We start from the raw sequence: 20,857 nt of genomic DNA on the forward strand, positions 1-20,857 counted from the left end.
GGGGGAAAAAATGATGACGAAAGTATATGCATCGATGGCAGGAAATGTTTGGAAAATTGTTGTAGGAGTAGGAGATACAGTAGAGGAAGAGCAGGATGTCGTCATTTTGGAATCTATGAAAATGGAAATTCCAATCGTTTCAGAAGAAGCCGGAACTGTTATGAAAATTAACGTACAAGAAGGCGATTTTGTAAATGAAGGAGATGTATTACTAGAAATTGAATAGGGAGATATAGGGGGAAGCGAATTGAAACTACCTAATTTTGCTGTCATTAAAGAAGTCGGGCCGCGTGATGGCTTACAGAATGAAAAAAAGATTGTTGGCACAAAAGATAAAGTAAAATGGATTCAACTACTTACAGAAGCGGGATTGTCGTACGTTGAAGTTTCCTCATTCGTTCACCCTAAATGGGTTCCTGCATTAGCAGATGCAAGTGATGTATTTTCTGAGCTAAAAAGGGATCCAAATGTTACATATGCAGCGCTTGTTCCGAATCAAAATGGTTTGGAACGAGCTTTTTTGCAAAATGTAGATGAGGTGAATGTTTTTTTATCAGCAAGTGAATCTCACAATAAAAGTAATATTAATAAATCTATTAAAGAAGCATTAGCTGTAATTGAAGATATAACAAAACAGGCAACGTTCGAAGGTAAAAAGGTAAGAGGCTATGTTTCTACTGTATTTGGATGTCCTTATGAAGGGGATATAAGTGCCACAGCAGTTGACGAAATATGTAATCAACTATTTTCATACGGTATTTATGAAATCTCTCTTGGTGACACGATTGGTGTAGCGAATCCGTTACAAGTAGAACAAGTATTAGAACATCTATTAAAGAAGTATGATGCTTCGCAGTTTGCAATGCATTTTCATAATACGTATGGAATGGCTCTGGCGAATGTAGTTAAGTCTTTAGAATATGGTATTACAACGTTTGATAGTTCTTGTGGTGGACTCGGAGGATGTCCTTATGCACCAGGAGCATCGGGTAATGTTGCTACTGATGACTTAGTGCATATGCTCCATAAGCTGGGAGTCCAAACTAATATTGATGAAGAAAAGTTATTGAGAGCTAGTCAGTTTATTCAAAGTAAGTTAAATATCCAATTACCGAGTCATGTGTATAGAGCGCTCCAACATAAAACGATAAGTAGGTGAGAAGATGCTACAATTACAAAACATTTCAGTTGACTATGTTACACCGCACGTTGTAAAGATTTCGTTAAATCGTGAAAGACAAGCAAACTCATTATCTTTGGCATTATTAGAAGAATTACAAACTATATTAACTCAAATAAACGAAGAATCAAATACGCGCGTTGTTATTTTAACAGGGGATGGCGAAAAAGCATTTTGCGCTGGTGCTGATCTAAAAGAGCGTGCCAACATGAGTGAAGAACAAGTTCGCCATGCTGTGGGTATGATTCGTTCTACTATGGAGATGGTTGAACAATTACCACAACCAGTTATTGCTGCTATTAACGGAATCGCACTTGGTGGAGGTACTGAATTAAGCTTAGCTTGTGATTTTAGAATTGCTTCTGACACTGCAAGTCTAGGTCTCACGGAAACTTCCCTTGCAATTATACCTGGGGCGGGTGGTACTCAGCGCTTACCTAGATTAATTGGAGTTGGTAGAGCGAAAGAATTAATTTATACAGGAAGACGTATTTCGGCGCAAGAAGCGAAAGAGTATGGTTTAGTGGAATTCGTAGTACCAGCTGATTTACTAGAAGAGAAAGCAATTAAAATTGCAGATCGAATTGCTAATAATGGTCCAATTGCCGTTCGATTAGCAAAAGAAGCAATTTCAAATGGTATTCAAGTAGATTTACATACCGGCTTACAAATGGAAAAACAGGCGTATGAGGGCGTAATCGATACGAAAGATAGATTAGAAGGATTACAGGCATTCAAGGAAAAACGCAAACCAATGTATAAGGGGGAGTAAATATGTTAGATCAAAAACAACAATCTAATTCATTTGAAGAACGGGTTGAAACAATTAAGCAAGGCGGGGCACCGAAATATCATGAACAAAACAAAGCAAAAGGAAAACTTTTTGTTCGAGATCGTTTAGCTCTTTTATTCGATAATGGTGAATATGTGGAAGATGCATTATTTGCAAATTGTGAACAAACTGGATTACCAGCTGACGGCGTTGTAACTGCGACTGGTAAAATACATGGTCGTACTGCGTGCGTAATGGCAAATGATTCAACTGTAAAAGCTGGATCATGGGGAGCACGTACAGTTGAAAAGATTTTACGTATTCAAGAAACGGCTGAGAAATTACGTGTACCGTTATTTTATTTAGTTGACTCTGCTGGGGCACGTATTACAGATCAAGTTGAAATGTTCCCTGGACGCCGCGGTGCAGGAAGGATCTTTTATAACCAAGTGAAATTATCTGGTAAAGTGCCACAAATTTGTTTATTATTTGGACCTTCAGCGGCTGGTGGTGCGTATATTCCAGCATTTTGTGACGTTGTTATGATGGTTGAAGGAAATGCTTCTATGTATTTAGGGTCTCCGCGTATGGCTGAAATGGTTATCGGTGAGAAGGTAACTTTAGAAGAAATGGGCGGAGCACGTATGCATTGCTCAGTATCAGGATGCGGAGATGTTTTATGTAAAACAGAAGAAGATGCAATTACGCAAGCAAGACAATATATTTCTTATTTTCCAAGTAACTATTTAGAAAAGACTCCTTTGATTACACCTCAAGAACCGAAACAGTTCGATAAAACGTTAGAAGAAATCATTCCAGAAAATCAAAATGCTCCTTTCAATATGAAAGATCTCATTAACAGAATTATTGATGAAAGTTCTTTCTTTGAAGTGAAAAAATTATTTGCTCAAGAACTAATTACAGGTTTAGCGCGTATTGATGGTAAGCCAATTGGCATTATTGCAAATCAGCCGCGTATGAAGGGCGGCGTTTTATTCCACGATTCAGCTGATAAAGCAGCGAAGTTTATAAATTTATGCGATGCATACCATATCCCATTATTATTCCTTGCAGATGTACCTGGATTTATGATTGGTACAAAAGTAGAACGTGCCGGAATTATTCGTCACGGTGCAAAAATGATCTCTGCAATGAGTGAAGCAACTGTACCGAAAATTTCTATCGTCGTTCGAAAAGCATATGGAGCTGGCTTATATGCAATGGCAGGTCCAGCGTTTGAACCAGATTGCTGCTTAGCATTACCGACAGCTTCTATTGCAGTAATGGGTCCAGAAGCAGCAGTCAATGCTGTATATGCAAATAAAATTGCAGCTTTACCAGAAGAAGAGCGTGCAAGCTTTATTGCTGAAAAACGAGAAGAGTATAAGAAAGATATTGATATTTACCGTTTAGCATCAGAGATGGTGATCGATGGTATTGTTCATCCAAATAATTTACGTGAAGAGTTAAAAGGACGATTCGAAATGTATATGAGTAAATATCAAGTATTCACGGATCGTAAACATCCTGTATATCCAGTTTAAAAGCCCTATTTAGGGCTTTCTTGCTCAAAAAGTCAAGGAGGGGAAAACATTGAAACAAGCAGTTTGGTTTCCAACAGAAGAATATAAAGAAAAAACGCGTTTATTTGGTTGGATGAAATCATTAGGCTATGAAGATTACGAAGCTTTTTATAATAAGTCAATTGAAGAAACAGCATGGTTTTGGGGAGAAGCTGAGAGAGCAGTTGGCTATCAGTGGATGAAACCATATACAGAAGTGTTAGATTTAGAAAATGGTACACCGTTTGCACAGTGGTATACTGAGGGAACTTGTAACGTTGTAGAATCTGCTTTATCTCGCTGGCTTGCAGACGATAAAATGAAAACACAAGCAGCACTTATGTATGAAGGGGAAAACGGAACTTCAAAATCATTTACATATGAAGAGCTTGATAGCTGGGTAAGCCGTGTTGCCAACGGTTTGAAACATGCTGGTATTGAAAAAGGTGATCGTGTAACAATTTACATGCCAATGATTCCTGAAACAGTTGTTGCTATGTTAGCGGTAATGAAAATTGGAGCGATTATTTCACCAATATTCTCAGGTTTTGCTGCTGATGCAGTAATGACACGTGTACAAGCAGCTGGTTCAAAAATGATTATTACCGCAGATGGCTTTTCACGCCGTGGGAAAATTGTTTCATTAAAAGATGAAGTGGATAAAGCTTGTGAACATTGTCCAACTGTTGAAAAGGTGGTAATTGTTCGTCATGCAGGAAATGATTTTACACCGCATAATTATGATTTTTCATGGAGTACGTTAGAAAAAGAAAAACCATTTAGACATGCTGAAGAAATGAACAGTGATGATCCATTAATGCTTATATATACATCTGGAACGACTGGTAAGCCGAAGGGGACAGTACACACACATGCTGGTTTCCCGCTAAAATCTGCATTTGATGCAGGATTTGGAATGAATATAAAACAAGGCGACCGCGTATTATGGGTAACTGATATGGGCTGGATGATGGGACCATTTTTACTATTCGGCTCTTTAATTAATGGCGCAACAATGGTTATGTACGAAGGTGTTCCAGACTTCCCAGAAGCAGATCGCTTATGGGAGACAGTTGATAAATATGAAATTACTCATCTCGGTATTTCGCCAACGTTAATCCGTGCATTAATGGCAAAAGGTGATGAATATGTAAATAAACACTCGTTAAAGAGTTTAGAAGTATTCGCATCAACAGGAGAACCTTGGAATCCAGACCCATGGATGTGGTTATTTAATACAGTTGGTAAAGGTAAAGTACCAATTTGTAACTATTCAGGTGGAACTGAAATTTCAGGTGGGATTTTCGGGAATGTCCTAATTAAGCCGATCGCACCGATTAGTTTTAACGCATCTTTACCAGGAATGGCAGCGGTTGTACTTGATGATCGAGGTAAACCAATTCGAGATGAAGTCGGAGAATTATGTTTAGAAAAACCTTGGGTAGGTATGACGAAAAGTTTCTGGGAAGATGATGAACGTTATGTAAACACATATTGGTCACGCTTTGAAAATAAATGGGTTCATGGTGACTGGGTCATTTATGACGGTGAACAATATATCATTACAGGCCGTTCAGATGATACGTTAAACATTGCTGGAAAACGTATTGGACCTGCTGAATATGAATCTATTCTTGTGAAACATAATAATGTAATAGAAGCAGCTGCAATTGGTGTACCTGACGATGTTAAAGGTGAGGTTTGTCATTGCTTTGTAGTATTACGAGACGGTGTAATATTTACAGCAGAATTAAAGAAAGAATTAATGAGTTTAGTAAATTCTCATATCGGAAAAGCATTATGTCCAAAAGATATTCATGTTGTAGAAGATTTACCAAAAACACGTAATTCTAAAGTAATGCGACGTGTTATTAAAGCAGCTTACTTAGGAAAAGAGTTAGGCGATTTATCGTCACTAGTAAATCCCGAAGTAGTACCCTTCATTCAAGGACTACAGTCTAGCAAACTATAACATTACGAATGAGCTCTATGTAAATAGAGCTCATTTTTAATGTTCACAAAAAGATAAGAGAAAAAAAGTAAATTTGAAGTTAAAAAATCTACTATTAGTGGTAAGTATGTCTGTTTGTTTTTAGTTTTTATCAAAATAGGATACTGAGACTGTCTATTCAATGGAGTGATTGAATTTTGTTAAGAATGAAAATTTAGTGAAGAAAAAGTAATGAATAAAAGGAGAAATCCCTGGGGGACAGGGATTCGATAAGGGAGATAATATTGTCGTTCAATGTCGAAATTTGGCGTATCCGACAAATTAATATTATCACGAATTTTCAGGAGATTGTGATAGTGGATGTGTCAAAAATGTGTACGTGTTTCATATAAAAATATTATTTAAATAGGAAAAGGGAAAAGAATTAAGTTCACTCGTTCTTAAGATTTTTCCCTTTTAAATTTACTGTTTGTTCGTTGTTCTATATACATCAGAAATTGGTAAATCTTCGCCATGTAAAGCTTGAGTACTGTCCTTTTTATTTGAATCATGTGCCTCCTGAGATGCCTCTTGCATTTGCTCTTGGGCTTTACTAGGAGTATTCAGCGCATCCGATGACACATAATCAAGTTGTTGACTTAATAGATTTTTCTTATCCATGTTATGTAGCTCCTTTTTGAACTTAGATATAAAAACGATGTTTTTTAAATAGTTACGTGGGTATTATGTATCTTTGAATGGAATTATATACACAAACTATATTGAGAATTTAACTAATAATAAAAAGTACTTGTGATGACAAGCTTAAGAAATATAAAGATCATTAGTCCTTAATGAAAGCGTTATTTTAGTATGGTGTAGATTAAATAGGACCTGTTGTATGGAACAAGTCCTTTCAAAAATGACAACAGATAATGAATGGGGGTTACTTGAACATTTCTATTAGTGGTAACTAGATCCCATTCGTTGGATGCTACGAAATTTCATTTGAAAGGAACATCCCAATGATAAGATGAGCACTGTAAATCTGTGCTCATCTTATCAGAAATTGCTTAGTCCTTAAAAATAAAACCGTTACGGACAATTCACAATGGTAATAGTGACGTTTGCCAATCAAGAAGTGAAGCAGTAACGGTTACTGTTCCAGGCCCATTAGCGGCTAGAAATACAGCGGTAAAGTTACCTGAAGCATTGGTAATGACAGCAAGAGGAACCATGAAAGCAAGAGAAGGGTTACTAAATGAAAAACTGACTACTACTCCTGGAGTAGGACTACCGTTTACTAATACTTGACCCGAAAAAAATAAAGTATTATTTCCTTGAGTGGATACACATGCTGTGGTTTCGTTAGAAGTCAAGGTAATAGATGCAGGCCCAGCAGGAAGATTAAATCCAGTTGGTCCAGTTGGTCCAGTTGGTCCGGTTGGTCCGGTTGGTCCGGTTGGTCCGGTTGGTCCAGTTGGTCCAGTTGGTCCAGTTGAACCAGTTGAACCGGTAGCACCAGTAGCTCCTGTAGAACCGGTGGGACCAGTAGGGAATTGAAAGGGTTGAACAGGTGGAAGTGTAGGTCCAATAGAACTCGGATTAAGTGCAGCAAAAGATAAAAACTCGTCCATTATATATCACCTCTAAAAATCGTATTACTAATAGTAAATGTAATGATAGAGCAAAGTGAAATGGACAAGCGGTTGTATTTTAATAAATTAAACAAAATAGTTATTTGATAGAAAGAGAGATTAGTATGATTACTTTAGAAATTAAATATAAAAAGGCGATTATCTTCAAATCGCCTTTTGGGTAATGCAGTGTAATTTTATTCAGTTATTTGAAATATAGTTTCATTCGGTTTAGAAAATCCATACAGTTTCCTTGCGAATTTTAAAATTTCTTCTTCACTACCTGTTAAAACTTTAACATCATTCTTAAGGGAATGACCATCCTTCTTTACAGAAGATAATTTTTGTTGCTCCGTATTCAGTGTGATTTGTTTTTCTTTAATCATTTCTTGTTGGTTATTCAGAGAATATTGAAGGGCAAAAATTATAGGTAATATAATAGCCAAAGTAATTATAATACGGCGTCTTGTTTTTTTAATATGACCTTGTTGGGTATTAGGGTTCACTTGCTGTGAGGGTATCTTAGGATTTGATTGTTGTGATGATATTTTTGGGATGTTTCCCATTAAAATGCCTCCATTACTGATTGTAGAATTTAAATCGTTTAAAAGTATTATAAATGTTCAATGGGAATTTTAGAAGATATTTTAATATAGGTGAGTTTTGTAAAGTTTAAACAAAATCCTTATTTAAATAAAAGGAACCCCGATTGTCTGCGGGGCTCCTAAGGGTAATCGTCAAGTAATGACGTACTCGACTAGTTAACGATATCATGAATTTTTTGGTAAATATACTGGTAAATGCGTCCAAATTAATAAGAGCATCATTTGAAACAAAAACGCTATTTTAATAGGGTCGGGAATAATGATGATTCCATGGGACAAACGAGTAAACGTTTTATCAAGGTGATTATTTTATTAAAGAGGGGACAGTTTTAGAGGTTAGTGAAAGGGTGAATAAATCATTAGGTTGGCTTCGGTGCATGTTAGCTCCAAACTATGAAAAAGTGTACGGTGATAGTACATAGCGACTGCGGTCGATTCGGGTAGATGATAATGAAGAATGATATAAAAATTTCATTTCGTAGAGAAATATGTTGATTAAGGATGGGCATTGAATATGCCATGTTTGTATGAATAAAGAGCAGAATTTGGCCTATATAAAGGTGCTGGAATTGTTCTAAAGGGGATCTACATAATTGCATATCCTGAATCCTCCAAGAAAACAGACTTTGAATTAAGGGTTCTATCTACACGTATAGCGCTCGCTATCATTTGCGCCTTGGCTTTATGGATGCTTATAGTAATCTATATAAAATAATTCTTTTCTAATAAGAAATATACTAAAATATGAGAAAATGCTGTAATAATAATTATACATTTAGTCCTACTGGAAGAACCAGTGCACATCAAACTAAAAAGGGCGTTGTTATATTGCTCTGTAGTTTGGTGTCCGCTTTTTTATTTTTTATTAACAAAATAGATCAGTGGTGTTTTTATAAATGACGCAATTTCGTTTTTAGTATATAAAAAGAAGGTTTAGTACAAGTGTTTGTTTTTTTGTTTTTATGCTTTCGTCTCGTACACTTTTAAGCTATTGGACATACTTTACTAATAGAAAGGATTAGGGGGTGAGGTTTTGGGTTCTCGATTTAATAATTGTAAAAAGAAGTGTACATGTAAACAGGATGATTGTTTGGAAATATTCGAAGAGTGTAAAAAAGAAAAGCATGAGAAATGTGATAATTCTTGTGTACAAGGAATTAGAGATGAGCTTAAGAAATTAATTAATCAAACAGTTCAAATTAATACAGAGGGACGTACTTATGTAGGTACTGTTTTGTCTGTAAGTTGTGATGTTGTTAAGCTTGCAGCTATTCCTGGATCTGTTGGAGTAATTATCTCCATTTGCAAAATTGAAGCAATTTTCCCTCCTGTTACAACGGTTACCGCTGAGTTTGATTTTAATGGTGTTGACGTAGCAAATAAAGCATAATTATGCTGTTTTTTGTAAAGCCATTCTTATGAATGGCTTTATTTTAATTTCGTATAAAAGGAGAATATATTCTTTATATAGAAATAGGTTTGAGGCTATAAAGAGTGATGTACGAAAGGAGAATGAGAGTGATTCAATTAGTGCCCTTTAAAAAATCTGATTTCAAACAATTAATAAATTGGATTAATTCCGAAGAATTTTTAATACAATGGTCGGGAAATGCATTCACATATCCTTTAAATGAACAGCAATTAGAGAAATATACAGAAAGTGCAAACACACTGGCATTCAAAATAATAGATGAAGAGACTAAAGCAGTTATTGGTCATATTTCTCTTGGACAAATAGATAATATAAATAAGTCTGCTAGAATTGGAAAAGTGCTAGTTGGTAATACGAAAATGAGAGGGCGTTCTATAGGGAAACATATGATGAAAGCCGTACTTTGTATTGCTTTTGAAGAATTAAAACTACATAGAGTAACTCTTGGTGTTTATGACTTTAATAAGTCAGCTATTTCTTGTTATGAAAAAATAGGTTTTGTAAAAGAAGGTTTATTAAGAGAGTCAAAAAGAGTAGGAGAAACGTATTGGAATTTATGGGAAATGAGTATGTTAGAATATGAATGGAACAATAAATAATAGTATTTTATAATTATATTATGTTAACAAAAGGGGTTTAGCCGGAATCGTGAATAAAAAAACAAAAATAATTTCAATTGCAGCTGTTTCAGGGGGCGGTAAAACTACCATTACAGAAAGTTTAGCTCATGAGTTGAAAAACTCAAAGGCTCTATATTTTGATAGATATAAATTTGATAACTGTCCCGCAGATATTTGTAAATGGATTGATGATGGAGCTAATTATGATGAATGGGTACTTACACCATTAATTCATGATATTCAGCATCTTATACGAGATGGTAATGTAGATTATATTATTGTAGATTATCCTTTTGCATACTTAAATAGTGAAATGCGACAATTCATTGATGTAACTATATTTATCGATACGCCTTTAGATATCGCAATGGCTAGAAGAATTTTGCGAGATTTTAAAGAAGGTACAATGGACGAAATACATAATGATTTAAAGCATTATATAACATATGCTAGAAAAGCTTATTTGGAGGCGATTCATACTGTAAAGCCAAATTCAGATATTGTTCTGGATGGATCTTTACCTGTCGGTGAAATAATTGATCAAATTGTAGAGGAACTTAATCTGAGAGAAGTGATCGTCAATGATTAAATGTATAGAAGAATATGTGCAAGTTGATGACTTTAAAATATATACGAAAATATTCCAAGGAAAAAAGCTGCAGCCTGTTATTATAATGGAAGCAGGTTATGGTGATTATTCAAAGGCATGGGATCGTATTGCGGAAGGGCTGACGGAATATGGGACGGTACTTACATATGATAGAGCTGGATTAGGAAAAAGCGGGAAGAGTTCCAAGCGGCGTGTTAGTTCTGAAATGGTAAAAGAATTAAGAGCTTGCTTAAAACAATTACAACTTAAGCCACCCTATATTTTTGTAGGACATTCCTTTGGGGGTATAAATATACGTTTATTTACAACTTTTTATCCTGAAGATACGATGGGAGTAGTTTTAGTTGATTCGACAACAGAAAATTATAAAGAAGATTTTTTGCCAATAATGTCTCCAGAATTTCAAGAAGCTTACTACAAACAATTTGTATATGAAAGTTCATATGAAGAGTTTATGTTTAGTCTAGGTGAAGCAGATCGACATTGTAAGTCAATGAGAGATATTCCACTTGTCGTGTTAGCTGCTGGAAAAAAAGATTTTTATTCAGCAGCTGCACAACTGAAATGGTTACAATTGCAAGAAGAATTATTACAATTATCAACCAGTAATAAATTTATTATTGCAGAAAATAGCGGTCACTATATTCAAAAAGATGAGCCACATTATGTAATCGATGCTGTGAAGTGGATAATAGATATGGAGAGTGATAAATGTGCTAGTTTTATTTAGGTATAATTGGCAAGTAAGACAGGATTGGTTTAAATGGTGTGAACAACTTACAGAGGAAGAATTGCTTCGCAAACGTGTTGGAGGTGTTGGGAGTATTTTAGAAACACTTTTCCATATTGTAGATGTTGAGTATAGCTGGATTAGTGCGCTTCAAGAAAAAGAGGATAACGAACCACAGTTTAAAGATTATCAATCAATCAAAAAAGTGAAAGCGCTATCTAATTCATATCGACGAGAATTAGAAGAGTTTTTGCAAATATGGTCTGGTGACCTAGAATATAAGATATTAAAAGCTTCATGGACAGATAAAACATATAAATACGGTGAAGTTTTAAGGCATGTAATTGTAAATGAAATTCATCATATTGGTCAGATATCTATATGGGTGAGAGAACTAAATCTTCAGCCTGTTTCAGCAAATTTAATTGGAAGGCGATTATAAATTTAGAGGCCGACTTGCATTTGTATTGCAAGTCGGTTTTTATATTAAAGAGAATTTTTAATTAAAATCCTCGGCTTTTTTTTGACGTATATATAAAAACATTAAGATTGTAATGATGAAAAAGATCATAATCGTTTGTATGATTAAATTTTTAAACTGAAACAATATTGTCCAAGATGTAACAGCATCTTTAAAAGCTTGGAGTGCAGAGTACGAGGAAGGATCAAAACCGTACTGAAGTAACTTTTTTGTTTCAATAAAAGTACTGTTTTCATCACCGGCGTCTAATATTACTGAAATAAGTCTAGTATCTCCTCGTGTGGCTGTACTGACAAAACTATAATTACCATTAGTTGAAAAACTAGTTTGTAAGCCGTCAACACCTTGGAGTTTAATGTTTTTATTAAGGGAATATATCATTTTATTTGTATTGAAAACTTTTGAATCTTTGAAGGTAAATTGGTAAGAGGTTAGTTTCGTAACATTCAATACATCTGGAAAGTCTTTTACTAATTGTATTGCTAGTTTAGCGACGTCTATCGATGTTGTAGTTGATTGTTTATTCGTATCGTTATTAATTCCAGTAGCATTTAGAAACGGGGATGGTTGTGATAACTTTAGTTGTTTTGCTTTGTCATTCATTAAAAGTGTAAAGTTATCTTCGTTTCCAGCAATGTGTTCTGCAAGGGCAAGTGCGGAACGATTATTCCCTGTCAAAAACAATGCATGAAGTAAATCACGAACCGTCGTTTTATCTTTGGAAGTTACTTGTATAGGACTCGTTTCTGCTCGGAAAACTTCGTTACTTATTTTTACTAATTCATCTAACTGTATTTTTCCTTCATTCAGTTGTTCCAGTGCGATATACTCTGTCATTAATTTAGATAAAGTAGCTGATTGTATAGGAGTTTCTTCATTTTTTTTATAAACAATCTCACCAGAATTAGTATCTATTAAAATAGCTGATTTAGCTTGAATAATTGGACCATTTACATAAAGATAAAAATATAAAACGATAAGTGCAGTAATAAGAAAAGATAATAATAAAACTGTTATTTTTTTTAAGAATTGCATTAGCGATCCTCCTACTATTACATCAATAATATTATTGTAAAAAGGAATGCTTAATTAGGAAGAAAGAAAAGGTAAAGAATTTCTAAAGAATTTTAAGGAATTCTTTAATTTTGGATATTGATGGAATATAAAAGGTTCAATTTCTTATATGATAAAAAATTGAACCTATAAATATGTGGTATTAAGCTTTATAAGGGAGTAATTTTACAGTGAAAGTTGTTTTTTTATCATCGCTATATACTTCAATTGTTCCTTTATGCAATTCAACAATACTTTTTGCAATTGCTAATCCGAGCCCAGATCCACCAGTGTTTGTTGAACGTGATTTTTCAACACGATAAAAACGTTCAAAAATATGAGGTAAATCAGTACTAGGGATAGGTTGTCCGTAATTTGTTATATCAATTGTAATCATGTTACTGCTTTCGTAAGCAGTAATATCAATATGATCTCCATCATTTCCATAAGTAATAGCGTTTATGATTAGATTTTCAAACACACGTACTAATTTATCCCCATCAGCTAGTACCATTAGCTTTTGAGATGGGAAAGAAGGGCGACATTCAATATTAGCTTCTTGAAGCTGTATCCGAAATTGGACAGTTAATTGTCCAAGCAATTCTACAATATCAATAGGAACAGAATATAAACTTAACTCTTTATTTTGAACGCGTGTATATTCAAACAAGTCATTCATTAATGCATTAAGACGAGTTACTTTATCGTAAATGACTTGAATATAGTATCGTAATTCTACTTCATCTCTATAATTATCATGATGGATTAAATTTACGTATCCAACTATAGATGTAAGAGGGGTTCGTAAGTCATGTGATACATTTGTAATAAGTTCGCTTTTTGCTTGTTCTGCCTGTCTTTCTTCATCAATTGATACTTTTAATTGCTCAATAATTTGATTGACCCCAGTTGCCAGTTCTTCTAAATAATTATGGTGTACGATGGAAACTTTATGATTAAAGTTTCCACTTGCAATATACCGAATTTCTTCAATCATTTTTTTTATACAAGTTTCATAGTAAACCTTTCTTTCATGACGATAAAAAATGTATAAATAGGATGAGAAAATAGAAAATAAAAACAAATAAGATACAATCATCATCCATAAAGACTCTTTTAATCCAATATATTTTTCATGGCCAAAAATTCTAATGAATTCTTTTCCTAGTTCGCTTAGAGTAAGTGAACTCTCAATTACACTCGTTACGAGGCGAAATATAATTAATTCGGTAATTGGTGTAAGAGTGATAGCTAATAAAAGCCAAAAAATAAGCTTCCACTTTGGTATATCTTTTAATATATCAAATGCTTCATTTCTCAATTTTATATCCTACTCCCCAAACCGTATGAATTAGTTTTTCACCATTCATTACGGTTTCAAGTTTATCGCGTAAATTACTAATATGGACCATTACCGTTTTATTAGAACCATAACCGTCTTCATTCCAAACGCGTTCGAATATCTCTTCAGAGCTAAATACTCTTCCAGTATTACTCGCTAGTAAATATAAAATATCAAATTCGATAGAGGTGAGTTTAATATATTCTCCATTTACTTTAACAGTATGATTATGTTTATGTATTTCAACAGAACGAATACGAATAATACCATCTTCATTCTTTTGGGAAGTAGCATTTTGGAAAGAGGATCTTCGTAATAAAGCTTTCACTCTAGCCACTAATTCTAGTGGATTAAACGGTTTAATCATATAATCATCTGCACCGGTCATAAGTCCTAAAATTTTATCCATATCTTCAGCCTTTGCACTAAGCATAAGGATAGGTACAGTATTATTTTCACGCACTTCTTGACAAACTTCCAATCCGTTTCGTTTTGGCATCATAATATCTAAAAGCATAAGGTCAACTTCATATGTACATATCATTTGTAATGCTTCATCACCATCATAAGCTTTATAAATGTTATAGCCTTCATTTCGTAAATAAACAGCCAGTAATTCTACAATATCTTTATCATCATCAATAATTAATATGTTTTTATTCATTTTATAGTTAGTTCCTTTCCTTACAATTAATCAACATTACTATAATATCAAACATTTATGTATTTTGTAGTAATGTTTCTACATAAAATTTCATGTATCGTATTAAAAAGGAATTAAAACATTCATAACGAATATAAAATAAGAAGGATATTTAAACTCCACATTATACTGAAAGATAGTTATAAGGGGGGCTTGCTATGTTATATAATGATATATATTCATTTACTCCAACTGGAAAAATAGAAAATGATATTAAAGCTTTTCTATTAAAATACAATAAAGAATTTACATATAAACATTCAATTCGTGTGGCAAATGAGGCAAGAAAAATTGCGGGAATATTTTATGAAGATGAAGAAAAAGCAGCGATTGCAGGATGTTTACATGATATTAGTGCAATCTTTCCGAACGAGGAGCGGATTGCAGTTGCTGAAAAATTTGGAATAGAAATATTACAAGAAGAAAGAGAATTTCCAATGATTATTCATCAAAAATTATCGAGAGTAATTGCAAAAGAGATATTTAAAATAGAGGATGAAGAAGTTTTAAATGCTATCTGTTGCCACACTACTTTGCATAAACATGCAACGAAGATGGATTTAGTATTATTTATTGCTGATAAATTAGAATGGGATCAAATAGGGACACCTCCATATTTGATAAATGTAAAAAAAGCTTTAGGAAACTCTTTAGAACATGCTGCTTTTGTATATATTTCATATTTGTGGGAACGAAAAGATACATTAAAAGTCATACACCCGTGGTTAGAAGAAGCATATTGGTATTTAAAAGAAATTGTAGAGTAGAAAGGGTATAAAAATGCAATTAAAAGAATATATGAATCAAGCATTCCCAGGAGTTACATTAGTACCGTCCATATACTTTCAGTGGGAAAATCATCTTCATTTTGATTTTGGGAAAGATAAATATCAATTCAAAGAAGATGGTAACACGTATAATATGGAATATTTCACACAACTATATAGGTATAATAAAAGTCTATTTAAAGATATATTTTCAAAAGAAGATACCGTCTTTTTAGTCACAAATGTTTATCGATTTAAACAGGAAAATATAAAAAATGCGCAGAAAATAAATGTATACAATAGGTTTATTAAAAAGAGGGATTTAAAGTTTCATATAAGACAAGAAACATTCCCTTTTCTATTTGAAGATGAAGAAGCTGACTTATATTGTACATATCAATTTTCTTTACAATGTTTTGCAGAAGATATTAAATATGAACCGCTTATTGAAGCTGTTAATCATGAAGATTTCCCTGACCTACGTCCACGTCTAGGGCGAAAAAAAGAAATTTCATATCCAGATGTATTTTTTATAAATGTAACAAAGGATATTATCATGTTTATTTATGAAGATAGAGGATGTGAAGTAATTGCGAAGAATAAAGAAAAGATACGGGATTTATATGAGAAGTATAAAGAGTGGATACCAGAATATGAACGAGAGAGTATAGATGACTTATTTACATGAAAATAGGAGGAAGTGAAGTGTGTAATGAAAAGGATCGCAATTGTATCTGCATGGGAACCAGAGCTTACGTATTTGCATCAACATTATCCAAGTGAGCGTGTAGAAAAAATAGCAGCTTGGGAATTTCATTTTCATTCTATTAATGAATTAGAAGTTATTTCAGTTGTAACTGGTGTCGGTAAAGTAAGTTGTGCTAGTTGTGTACAACTATTAATAAGTGAATTCCAGCCAGACCAGTTATTTATGACAGGGATTTGCGGGAGTTTATCAGATAAGGTGAAAAATGGACACATCGTTGTAGCTCTTAATACTTTACAGCATGATGTTACAGCGGCTGGTTCAGGAGAAGATAGTTTTAATCTATATGATGGTAGAACAGCACCTATTGAAACAACTAAATCACTCGTAAAACGAATGAAGAAATTGCGTTCGTATGACCCGGTCCATTTTGGTACATTTCTATCTGGAGATCAACGTATTCGAAGTTCAGAAATGAGGTATTTACTTCATACTGTATACGGTGCTTTAGCCGTTGATCAAGAAGTGGCAGCATTTGCTTATGTATGTCGTGTAAATAACAAACCATTTCTATGTTTGAAAGCTGCCTCAGATCAAGCGAATGACAAAACGAAAGAAGAACAAAAGGTTTTTAAAATGTTAGCATGTGAACGAGCGTGTGAGCATTTAATTACTTTTTTACGTGTTTATGAGATTACTGTAGTTAACAATGTATAGTAAGAGGAGTATAGTGATGAAAGCTACAAATAAAATAGCGATTCTTGGTGCGAATGGAAAAGTCGGAAAATACCTCGTAAATCAAGCGTTAGAAAAGGGCTATCAAGTACGAATATTAACGAGAAATTCTAAAAATATGACGATAACTAATGAAAATATAGAGACTATCAGTGGGGATGCCCGCAATTTTTCAGTCATACAGGAATTACTTCAAGGGTGTAAAGCTGTGATTAATGCGGTGGGTCAGCCGAAAAATGAACCTTATATTTTTAGTACAGTTACGAAGCATATTTTAAAAGTAATGAAGGAATATGAAATGAAGCGCTATATTCTTATTTCTGGAGGCTCCTTAAATGTAAAAGGAGATCAGAAGGGAATTGCAAATAAAATAGGGGCTAATTTGTTTCGATTATTTCTTCCAAAGATGATGCAGGATAAATATAAAGAATTGCAAATTATACAAAGTAGTGAAGTAGCTTGGACAATTGTTAGATTACCCTTTGTTATAGAAGGAAATGGTACTGGTGATATTAAAGAGAGTTTAGTAGATATGCCAGGAATCAAAATTCAAAATGGGGATATTGCACCGTTTGTTATAAAACAAGTAAATAGTGAGACATATGTAGGAAAATGTCCACTCATTTCAAATTAAGAGGTGAATTATAATTGCATACGTATTATGGAGAACTTTGTACAAAGATATATGAAAGTGATAAATCAATTGCAGCCGGAAAAGAATTGGATTTTTATCTTTCTTTTGCAAAAGATAAAAATATACATGTGTTAGAACCAATGTGCGGAAATGGTAGAATGTTAATTCCTTTTATGCAAAATGGTGTGAATATAGAGGGATTCGATATTTCGAAAGATATGCTTAAAGTTTGTAAAGATAAAGCAGAAAAATTAAACTTAAAACCGGTCGTGTCACAAGGAAGAATAGAAGAATATCATAGTGATAAAAAATACGATCTTATTATGATTCCTATCGGTTCATTTTCACTTTTACCAAATAATTTAGTAGACAATAGTCTTCAAAATATGAAAAACAACTTAAAGGAAAATGGAAAATTACTTCTTACAGTTGTACAAGGTGGAAGTGAGACAGAACAAATTTTAGATTGGATGGAGACAAATAGAAAAGAAATTAACGATGAATTAATTGTTGAGTATAGAAAAGTTTCATGTGATAAGGCGCAAAAACTTCTAAATATTATACTGAAATATGAAATCATTCATGATGAGAAAATAGTAGAAACAGAGATTATGGATTTTCCTATAAGACTATATGATTTAAAAGAATTTGAAAATATACTTATTACTAATGGGTTTAGTCAAATTGTTGTTCATGAAATAAAAGATGGATATAGTGAAGGTAATCCATTTCATGTATTTGAATGCAGTTTATAACGAGTCAAAGCGGGGGATTATACTTATATGATTCAATACAAAAGATGTAGTGAAGTAAGTATAGATTTAGTGTATAAAGCTTTTAAGGATAGATTTTCAGATTACATTATTAAAATGGAAGTTTCAAAAGAAGATTTTATTAAAAGATTTTTTGGACCAGAAGGGAATTCACTGGAACACTCCTTTATTGCGTTAGACGGTGACAAATCTGTTGGTGTAATACTTGGTGGTATAAAGGTTTATGAAAGTATAAAAACAATGCGCTGCGGAACATTAGCTGTTCATCCAGAGTTTCGAGGCATTGGTGTAAGTCAAAAGTTATTTGAGTTACATAAAGAAGAAGCGACACAAAATAAATGTAAGCAGCTTTTTCTTGAAGTTATTGTAGGAAACGATCGGGCGATTCATTTTTACAACAAATTAGGTTATGAAAAAGTATATGATCTTTCTTATTATAATTTAAATGATTTAACTAAAATAATGAATAAAGGTAATAAAAATATTGAAGTAAAACAATTAGAATTTCCAACATTTAAAGTTGAGATTCAGAAATGGCTAAACTTCCATATAAATTGGCAAAATGATATTGATTATATCGAAAAAACAAATCATACATCTTACGGTGCATATGTTGATAGTGATATAAAAGGTTCTGTATGTGTAAATGAACAAGGAAAAATTAGTTTTATTTTCATAGACAAAGACTATAGAAATATTGGTGTTGGGACGAAATTATTACAGGTAGCAAGTGAAGAATTAAAGTTATCAAGTTTATCAATTGGGTTTCCAAACAACAATTTACTGGAAGGGTTTTTAAAGAAATTTGGATTTGAAAAGAATTCTTTAGCACAATATGAAATGTATTTATTGCTATAAAAGCGGAAGGAATTATTCTTTGCGCTTTTTATTTTGCACTATAAACGTTTTTGCTGTATGTGGGAGGATAAGTAAAAACAACAGAAGTTTTGTCACCTATCTTATTGAGCTAACTGGCACTTTAGTTGAAAAGGAAAATATATAGTAAACATAGAATATATTAATACATTAAAAGATTTATGGGGTGAAAGTGATGGCAATTAAGCAAGACGAAATTAAAGTAGTAGTCGGAGCTGGAGTGTTTAATAATAATCCAGGTTGGGTTCAAACTCAAGAAGATGAACTTAATTTACTAGAGAATACCACTTGGGAAGAAAGATTTGAATACAATTCCATTTCAGCTATTTTAGCTGAGCATGTATGGGAACACCTTACGTTTGAAGAAGGTGTAAAAGCAGCTGAAATTTGTTATAAATTTTTAAAGCCAGCAGGGCATATTCGGTGTGGTGTTCCTGATGCGTTTTTCCGAGATGAAGCATATCAAAATATAGTTCAAATAGGCGGGCCTGGTCCGAAAGATCACCCAGCTGCAAGCCATAAAATCGTACATAATTATAAAACATTAACGAAAATGTTTGAAATTGCTGGATTTGAGGTAGTTTTACTTGAATATTGTGATGAAAATGGTCAATTTTATTACACAGAATGGGATGCGAATGGCGGCGTTATTTTCCGTTCAAAAAGGTATGATTCTAGAAATAGAGGCGATAAACTTGGTTTTCCATCGCTAATTGTTGACGCGATTAAAAGGTAAGTCATTCACCTAAAATAGGTATTAGTTCTATCCGTTCATGAGTCGCAAATGCGGCTTTTTTTATTTGTTTTGTAAACCTACGTTTAACATGGAAGCAAACATACATAATAAGTGATTTTGAACATTACATAACTTGATTTGAATACTATATTAGCTCTTATTAACACCATTTATCTTAAAGGAAATTGCTTTTAAATATTTAATGGAAATATTATATAAAATAAATAAATCAACGTTTTCTCATGTTGAATTTTTTTGTGAAAATGTTGAGGTACGCCTATTGTAATAAACATATGGAGAGAATATATAATAAATCAATGTTCAAATTATCATTCACACATTAAATTAATATTTCATTGCCATAGAGATTTCTTTTATACATAAATTCGTGTAAAATAAGAACATATATTCTATATACAAGTAGGAGGCAATAAATATGTTGGCTGAAATAGAGAAACAAACTGACGGCTATATTGTGAAATTTGAACGCCAATTTTCTTATACAATAGAGGAAGTTTGGTCTGTTTTAACTGAAAACAGCAAGCTTAAAAAATGGATGTCTAATTTACAGATTGAAAATCTTAAAACAGGTGGAATTATAAAGTTCGACATGATGGATGGTTCATTTTTAAATATTGATATTTTGGAGTGCCAACTAAATTCAATACTTGAATTCACATGGGATAAAGATCGTGTCCGATTTGAAATACATAAAGAGGAAAATGGTTCTCTTTTACTATTTAAAGAATACATTCATGAATTAACTGACCATACACCGAAAGATATAGCTGGTTGGCATATTTGTCTTGACCTTTTTTCTTCAGTTTTAGAAGGAGAAGAGAAGGTGTTTTCAAAAGATGAGTGGGAATATTGGTTTGATAATTATAAGGTTAAGGTTGATGAGTTGAAAGATTAGGGATTAAATTCATGGTATTTATTATATAATTATTATATTATAAAAATGATTTTGTGG

The 20,857-nt window shown here is 33.1% G+C and carries 25 protein-coding genes and 1 pseudogene; 20 read left to right on the forward strand and 6 right to left on the reverse strand.

Annotation, left to right across the window (positions count from 1 at the left end):
* Positions 1–10: 10 nt before the first annotated feature.
* Genes I6L50_RS18705 through I6L50_RS18725 form a run of 5 tightly spaced genes read left to right on the forward strand, consistent with a single transcriptional unit; the run spans position 11 to position 5,486 of the window.
* Positions 11–226 carry an acetyl-CoA carboxylase biotin carboxyl carrier protein subunit gene (locus I6L50_RS18705; RefSeq protein ID WP_001985297.1) on the forward strand — a complete coding sequence of 72 codons (216 nt, stop codon included), beginning with the start codon at positions 11–13 and terminating at the stop codon, positions 224–226.
* A gap of 21 nt (positions 227–247) precedes the next feature.
* Entirely contained in the window at positions 248–1,159 is a 912-nt protein-coding gene (gene mvaB / locus I6L50_RS18710) for a hydroxymethylglutaryl-CoA lyase (protein ID WP_219302307.1), read from the forward strand.
* A 4-nt stretch (positions 1,160–1,163) separates the two neighbouring features.
* Positions 1,164–1,952 carry an enoyl-CoA hydratase gene (locus I6L50_RS18715; RefSeq protein ID WP_219302308.1) on the forward strand — a complete coding sequence of 263 codons (789 nt, stop codon included), beginning with the start codon at positions 1,164–1,166 and terminating at the stop codon, positions 1,950–1,952.
* 2 nt (positions 1,953–1,954) lie between these two features.
* A complete protein-coding gene (locus I6L50_RS18720) occupies positions 1,955–3,496 on the forward strand; it encodes an acyl-CoA carboxylase subunit beta (protein ID WP_113936466.1) in 1,542 nt (513 codons plus the stop codon).
* 49 nt (positions 3,497–3,545) lie between these two features.
* Positions 3,546–5,486, forward strand: a complete 1,941-nt coding sequence (locus I6L50_RS18725) for an AMP-binding protein (RefSeq protein ID WP_113936465.1) — start codon at positions 3,546–3,548, stop codon at positions 5,484–5,486.
* A 441-nt stretch (positions 5,487–5,927) separates the two neighbouring features.
* Here the strand turns inward: I6L50_RS18725 and I6L50_RS18730 are convergent, their stop codons facing one another.
* Positions 5,928–6,125 carry a hypothetical protein gene (locus I6L50_RS18730; protein ID WP_061690213.1) on the reverse strand — a complete coding sequence of 66 codons (198 nt, stop codon included), beginning with the start codon at positions 6,123–6,125 and terminating at the stop codon, positions 5,928–5,930.
* 423 nt (positions 6,126–6,548) lie between these two features.
* Between I6L50_RS18730 and I6L50_RS34940 the strand changes: the two genes are divergently transcribed.
* On the forward strand, positions 6,549–6,758 hold the full coding sequence (locus I6L50_RS34940) for a hypothetical protein (protein ID WP_374108427.1): 210 nt from the start codon (positions 6,549–6,551) through the stop codon (positions 6,756–6,758).
* Between the two features lie 45 nt (positions 6,759–6,803).
* Positions 6,804–7,007, forward strand: a complete 204-nt coding sequence (locus tag I6L50_RS34945) for a hypothetical protein (protein WP_257475401.1) — start codon at positions 6,804–6,806, stop codon at positions 7,005–7,007.
* Positions 7,008–7,024: 17 nt separating this feature from the next.
* Here the strand turns inward: I6L50_RS34945 and I6L50_RS35865 are convergent.
* Positions 7,025–7,081, reverse strand: a pseudogene (locus tag I6L50_RS35865) (exosporium leader peptide-containing protein); the annotation flags it as partial.
* A gap of 197 nt (positions 7,082–7,278) precedes the next feature.
* Positions 7,279–7,647 carry an FtsB family cell division protein gene (locus I6L50_RS18740; RefSeq protein WP_219302309.1) on the reverse strand — a complete coding sequence of 123 codons (369 nt, stop codon included), beginning with the start codon at positions 7,645–7,647 and terminating at the stop codon, positions 7,279–7,281.
* A gap of 1,072 nt (positions 7,648–8,719) precedes the next feature.
* Between I6L50_RS18740 and I6L50_RS18745 the strand changes: the two genes are divergently transcribed.
* The 5 genes from I6L50_RS18745 (at position 8,720) to I6L50_RS18765 (ending at position 11,520) form a co-directional block, all read left to right on the forward strand.
* The gene (locus I6L50_RS18745; RefSeq protein ID WP_088009004.1) at positions 8,720–9,076 is read left to right on the forward strand and encodes a hypothetical protein; all 357 of its coding nucleotides are present in this window, start codon (positions 8,720–8,722) and stop codon (positions 9,074–9,076) included.
* 122 nt (positions 9,077–9,198) lie between these two features.
* Complete coding sequence (locus I6L50_RS18750; RefSeq protein WP_374108394.1) at positions 9,199–9,717, forward strand: GNAT family N-acetyltransferase; 519 nt, start codon at positions 9,199–9,201, stop codon at positions 9,715–9,717.
* Between the two features lie 49 nt (positions 9,718–9,766).
* Positions 9,767–10,327 carry a nucleoside/nucleotide kinase family protein gene (locus tag I6L50_RS18755; RefSeq protein ID WP_219302311.1) on the forward strand — a complete coding sequence of 187 codons (561 nt, stop codon included), beginning with the start codon at positions 9,767–9,769 and terminating at the stop codon, positions 10,325–10,327.
* Entirely contained in the window at positions 10,320–11,078 is a 759-nt protein-coding gene (locus tag I6L50_RS18760) for an alpha/beta fold hydrolase (RefSeq protein ID WP_219302312.1), read from the forward strand. Before I6L50_RS18755 ends, I6L50_RS18760 begins: the two co-directional genes overlap by 8 nt.
* Positions 11,062–11,520 carry a DinB family protein gene (locus I6L50_RS18765; RefSeq protein ID WP_219302313.1) on the forward strand — a complete coding sequence of 153 codons (459 nt, stop codon included), beginning with the start codon at positions 11,062–11,064 and terminating at the stop codon, positions 11,518–11,520. Before I6L50_RS18760 ends, I6L50_RS18765 begins: the two co-directional genes overlap by 17 nt.
* A gap of 57 nt (positions 11,521–11,577) precedes the next feature.
* On the opposite strand, the gene I6L50_RS18770 is transcribed toward I6L50_RS18765, so the two are convergent.
* The 3 genes from I6L50_RS18770 to I6L50_RS18780 form a co-directional block, all read right to left on the reverse strand.
* On the reverse strand, positions 11,578–12,594 hold the full coding sequence (locus I6L50_RS18770) for a D-alanyl-D-alanine carboxypeptidase family protein (protein WP_219302314.1): 1,017 nt from the start codon (positions 12,592–12,594) through the stop codon (positions 11,578–11,580).
* A 181-nt stretch (positions 12,595–12,775) separates the two neighbouring features.
* Complete coding sequence (locus I6L50_RS18775) at positions 12,776–13,933, reverse strand: sensor histidine kinase (protein ID WP_219302315.1); 1,158 nt, start codon at positions 13,931–13,933, stop codon at positions 12,776–12,778.
* Entirely contained in the window at positions 13,923–14,618 is a 696-nt protein-coding gene (locus I6L50_RS18780) for a response regulator transcription factor (protein ID WP_002016575.1), read from the reverse strand. Before I6L50_RS18780 ends, I6L50_RS18775 begins: the two co-directional genes overlap by 11 nt.
* Positions 14,619–14,815: 197 nt before the next feature.
* Between I6L50_RS18780 and yqeK the strand changes: the two genes are divergently transcribed.
* The 8 genes from yqeK (at position 14,816) to I6L50_RS18820 (ending at position 20,800) form a co-directional block, all read left to right on the forward strand.
* Positions 14,816–15,424, forward strand: coding sequence for a bis(5'-nucleosyl)-tetraphosphatase (symmetrical) YqeK (gene yqeK / locus I6L50_RS18785; RefSeq protein ID WP_219302316.1), 609 nt, complete (start codon positions 14,816–14,818; stop codon positions 15,422–15,424).
* A 13-nt stretch (positions 15,425–15,437) separates the two neighbouring features.
* Positions 15,438–16,112 carry a DUF3885 domain-containing protein gene (locus I6L50_RS18790; RefSeq protein ID WP_219302317.1) on the forward strand — a complete coding sequence of 225 codons (675 nt, stop codon included), beginning with the start codon at positions 15,438–15,440 and terminating at the stop codon, positions 16,110–16,112.
* Positions 16,113–16,136: 24 nt separating this feature from the next.
* A complete protein-coding gene (mtnN, locus tag I6L50_RS18795; protein WP_002032255.1) occupies positions 16,137–16,847 on the forward strand; it encodes a 5'-methylthioadenosine/S-adenosylhomocysteine nucleosidase in 711 nt (236 codons plus the stop codon).
* Between the two features lie 16 nt (positions 16,848–16,863).
* The gene (locus I6L50_RS18800; protein WP_219302318.1) at positions 16,864–17,499 is read left to right on the forward strand and encodes an SDR family oxidoreductase; all 636 of its coding nucleotides are present in this window, start codon (positions 16,864–16,866) and stop codon (positions 17,497–17,499) included.
* 14 nt (positions 17,500–17,513) lie between these two features.
* Positions 17,514–18,254, forward strand: coding sequence for a class I SAM-dependent methyltransferase (locus tag I6L50_RS18805; RefSeq protein WP_219302319.1), 741 nt, complete (start codon positions 17,514–17,516; stop codon positions 18,252–18,254).
* Positions 18,255–18,281: 27 nt separating this feature from the next.
* A complete protein-coding gene (locus I6L50_RS18810; protein WP_219302320.1) occupies positions 18,282–19,130 on the forward strand; it encodes a GNAT family N-acetyltransferase in 849 nt (282 codons plus the stop codon).
* Between the two features lie 190 nt (positions 19,131–19,320).
* Entirely contained in the window at positions 19,321–19,884 is a 564-nt protein-coding gene (locus I6L50_RS18815; RefSeq protein ID WP_219302322.1) for a class I SAM-dependent methyltransferase, read from the forward strand.
* A 436-nt stretch (positions 19,885–20,320) separates the two neighbouring features.
* The gene (locus tag I6L50_RS18820) at positions 20,321–20,800 is read left to right on the forward strand and encodes an SRPBCC family protein (RefSeq protein WP_219302324.1); all 480 of its coding nucleotides are present in this window, start codon (positions 20,321–20,323) and stop codon (positions 20,798–20,800) included.
* Positions 20,801–20,857: the final 57 nt, after the last annotated feature.

Origin of the sequence: Bacillus sp. FDAARGOS_1420 (assembly GCF_019344915.1) — a bacterium.
GTDB lineage: Bacteria > Bacillota > Bacilli > Bacillales > Bacillaceae_G > Bacillus_A > Bacillus_A mycoides.

Bases quoted from the DNA above. Each gene is read 5' to 3' on its own strand.
- I6L50_RS18820 (WP_219302324.1), top strand. From the start codon at position 20,321: ATGTTGGCTGAAATAGAGAAACAAACTGACGGCTATATTGTGAAATTT.
- I6L50_RS18705 (WP_001985297.1), top strand. From the start codon at position 11: ATGATGACGAAAGTATATGCATCGATGGCAGGAAATGTTTGGAAAATT.
- I6L50_RS18780 (WP_002016575.1), bottom strand. From the start codon at position 14,618: ATGAATAAAAACATATTAATTATTGATGATGATAAAGATATTGTAGAA.
- I6L50_RS18715 (WP_219302308.1), top strand. From the start codon at position 1,164: ATGCTACAATTACAAAACATTTCAGTTGACTATGTTACACCGCACGTT.
- mtnN (WP_002032255.1), top strand. From the start codon at position 16,137: ATGAAAAGGATCGCAATTGTATCTGCATGGGAACCAGAGCTTACGTAT.
- I6L50_RS18800 (WP_219302318.1), top strand. From the start codon at position 16,864: ATGAAAGCTACAAATAAAATAGCGATTCTTGGTGCGAATGGAAAAGTC.
- yqeK (WP_219302316.1), top strand. From the start codon at position 14,816: ATGTTATATAATGATATATATTCATTTACTCCAACTGGAAAAATAGAA.
- I6L50_RS18790 (WP_219302317.1), top strand. From the start codon at position 15,438: ATGCAATTAAAAGAATATATGAATCAAGCATTCCCAGGAGTTACATTA.
- I6L50_RS18730 (WP_061690213.1), bottom strand. From the start codon at position 6,125: ATGGATAAGAAAAATCTATTAAGTCAACAACTTGATTATGTGTCATCG.
- I6L50_RS18810 (WP_219302320.1), top strand. From the start codon at position 18,282: ATGATTCAATACAAAAGATGTAGTGAAGTAAGTATAGATTTAGTGTAT.
- I6L50_RS18770 (WP_219302314.1), bottom strand. From the start codon at position 12,594: ATGCAATTCTTAAAAAAAATAACAGTTTTATTATTATCTTTTCTTATT.
- I6L50_RS18720 (WP_113936466.1), top strand. From the start codon at position 1,955: ATGTTAGATCAAAAACAACAATCTAATTCATTTGAAGAACGGGTTGAA.
- I6L50_RS18740 (WP_219302309.1), bottom strand. From the start codon at position 7,647: ATGGGAAACATCCCAAAAATATCATCACAACAATCAAATCCTAAGATA.
- I6L50_RS18760 (WP_219302312.1), top strand. From the start codon at position 10,320: ATGATTAAATGTATAGAAGAATATGTGCAAGTTGATGACTTTAAAATA.
- I6L50_RS18750 (WP_374108394.1), top strand. From the start codon at position 9,199: ATGAGAGTGATTCAATTAGTGCCCTTTAAAAAATCTGATTTCAAACAA.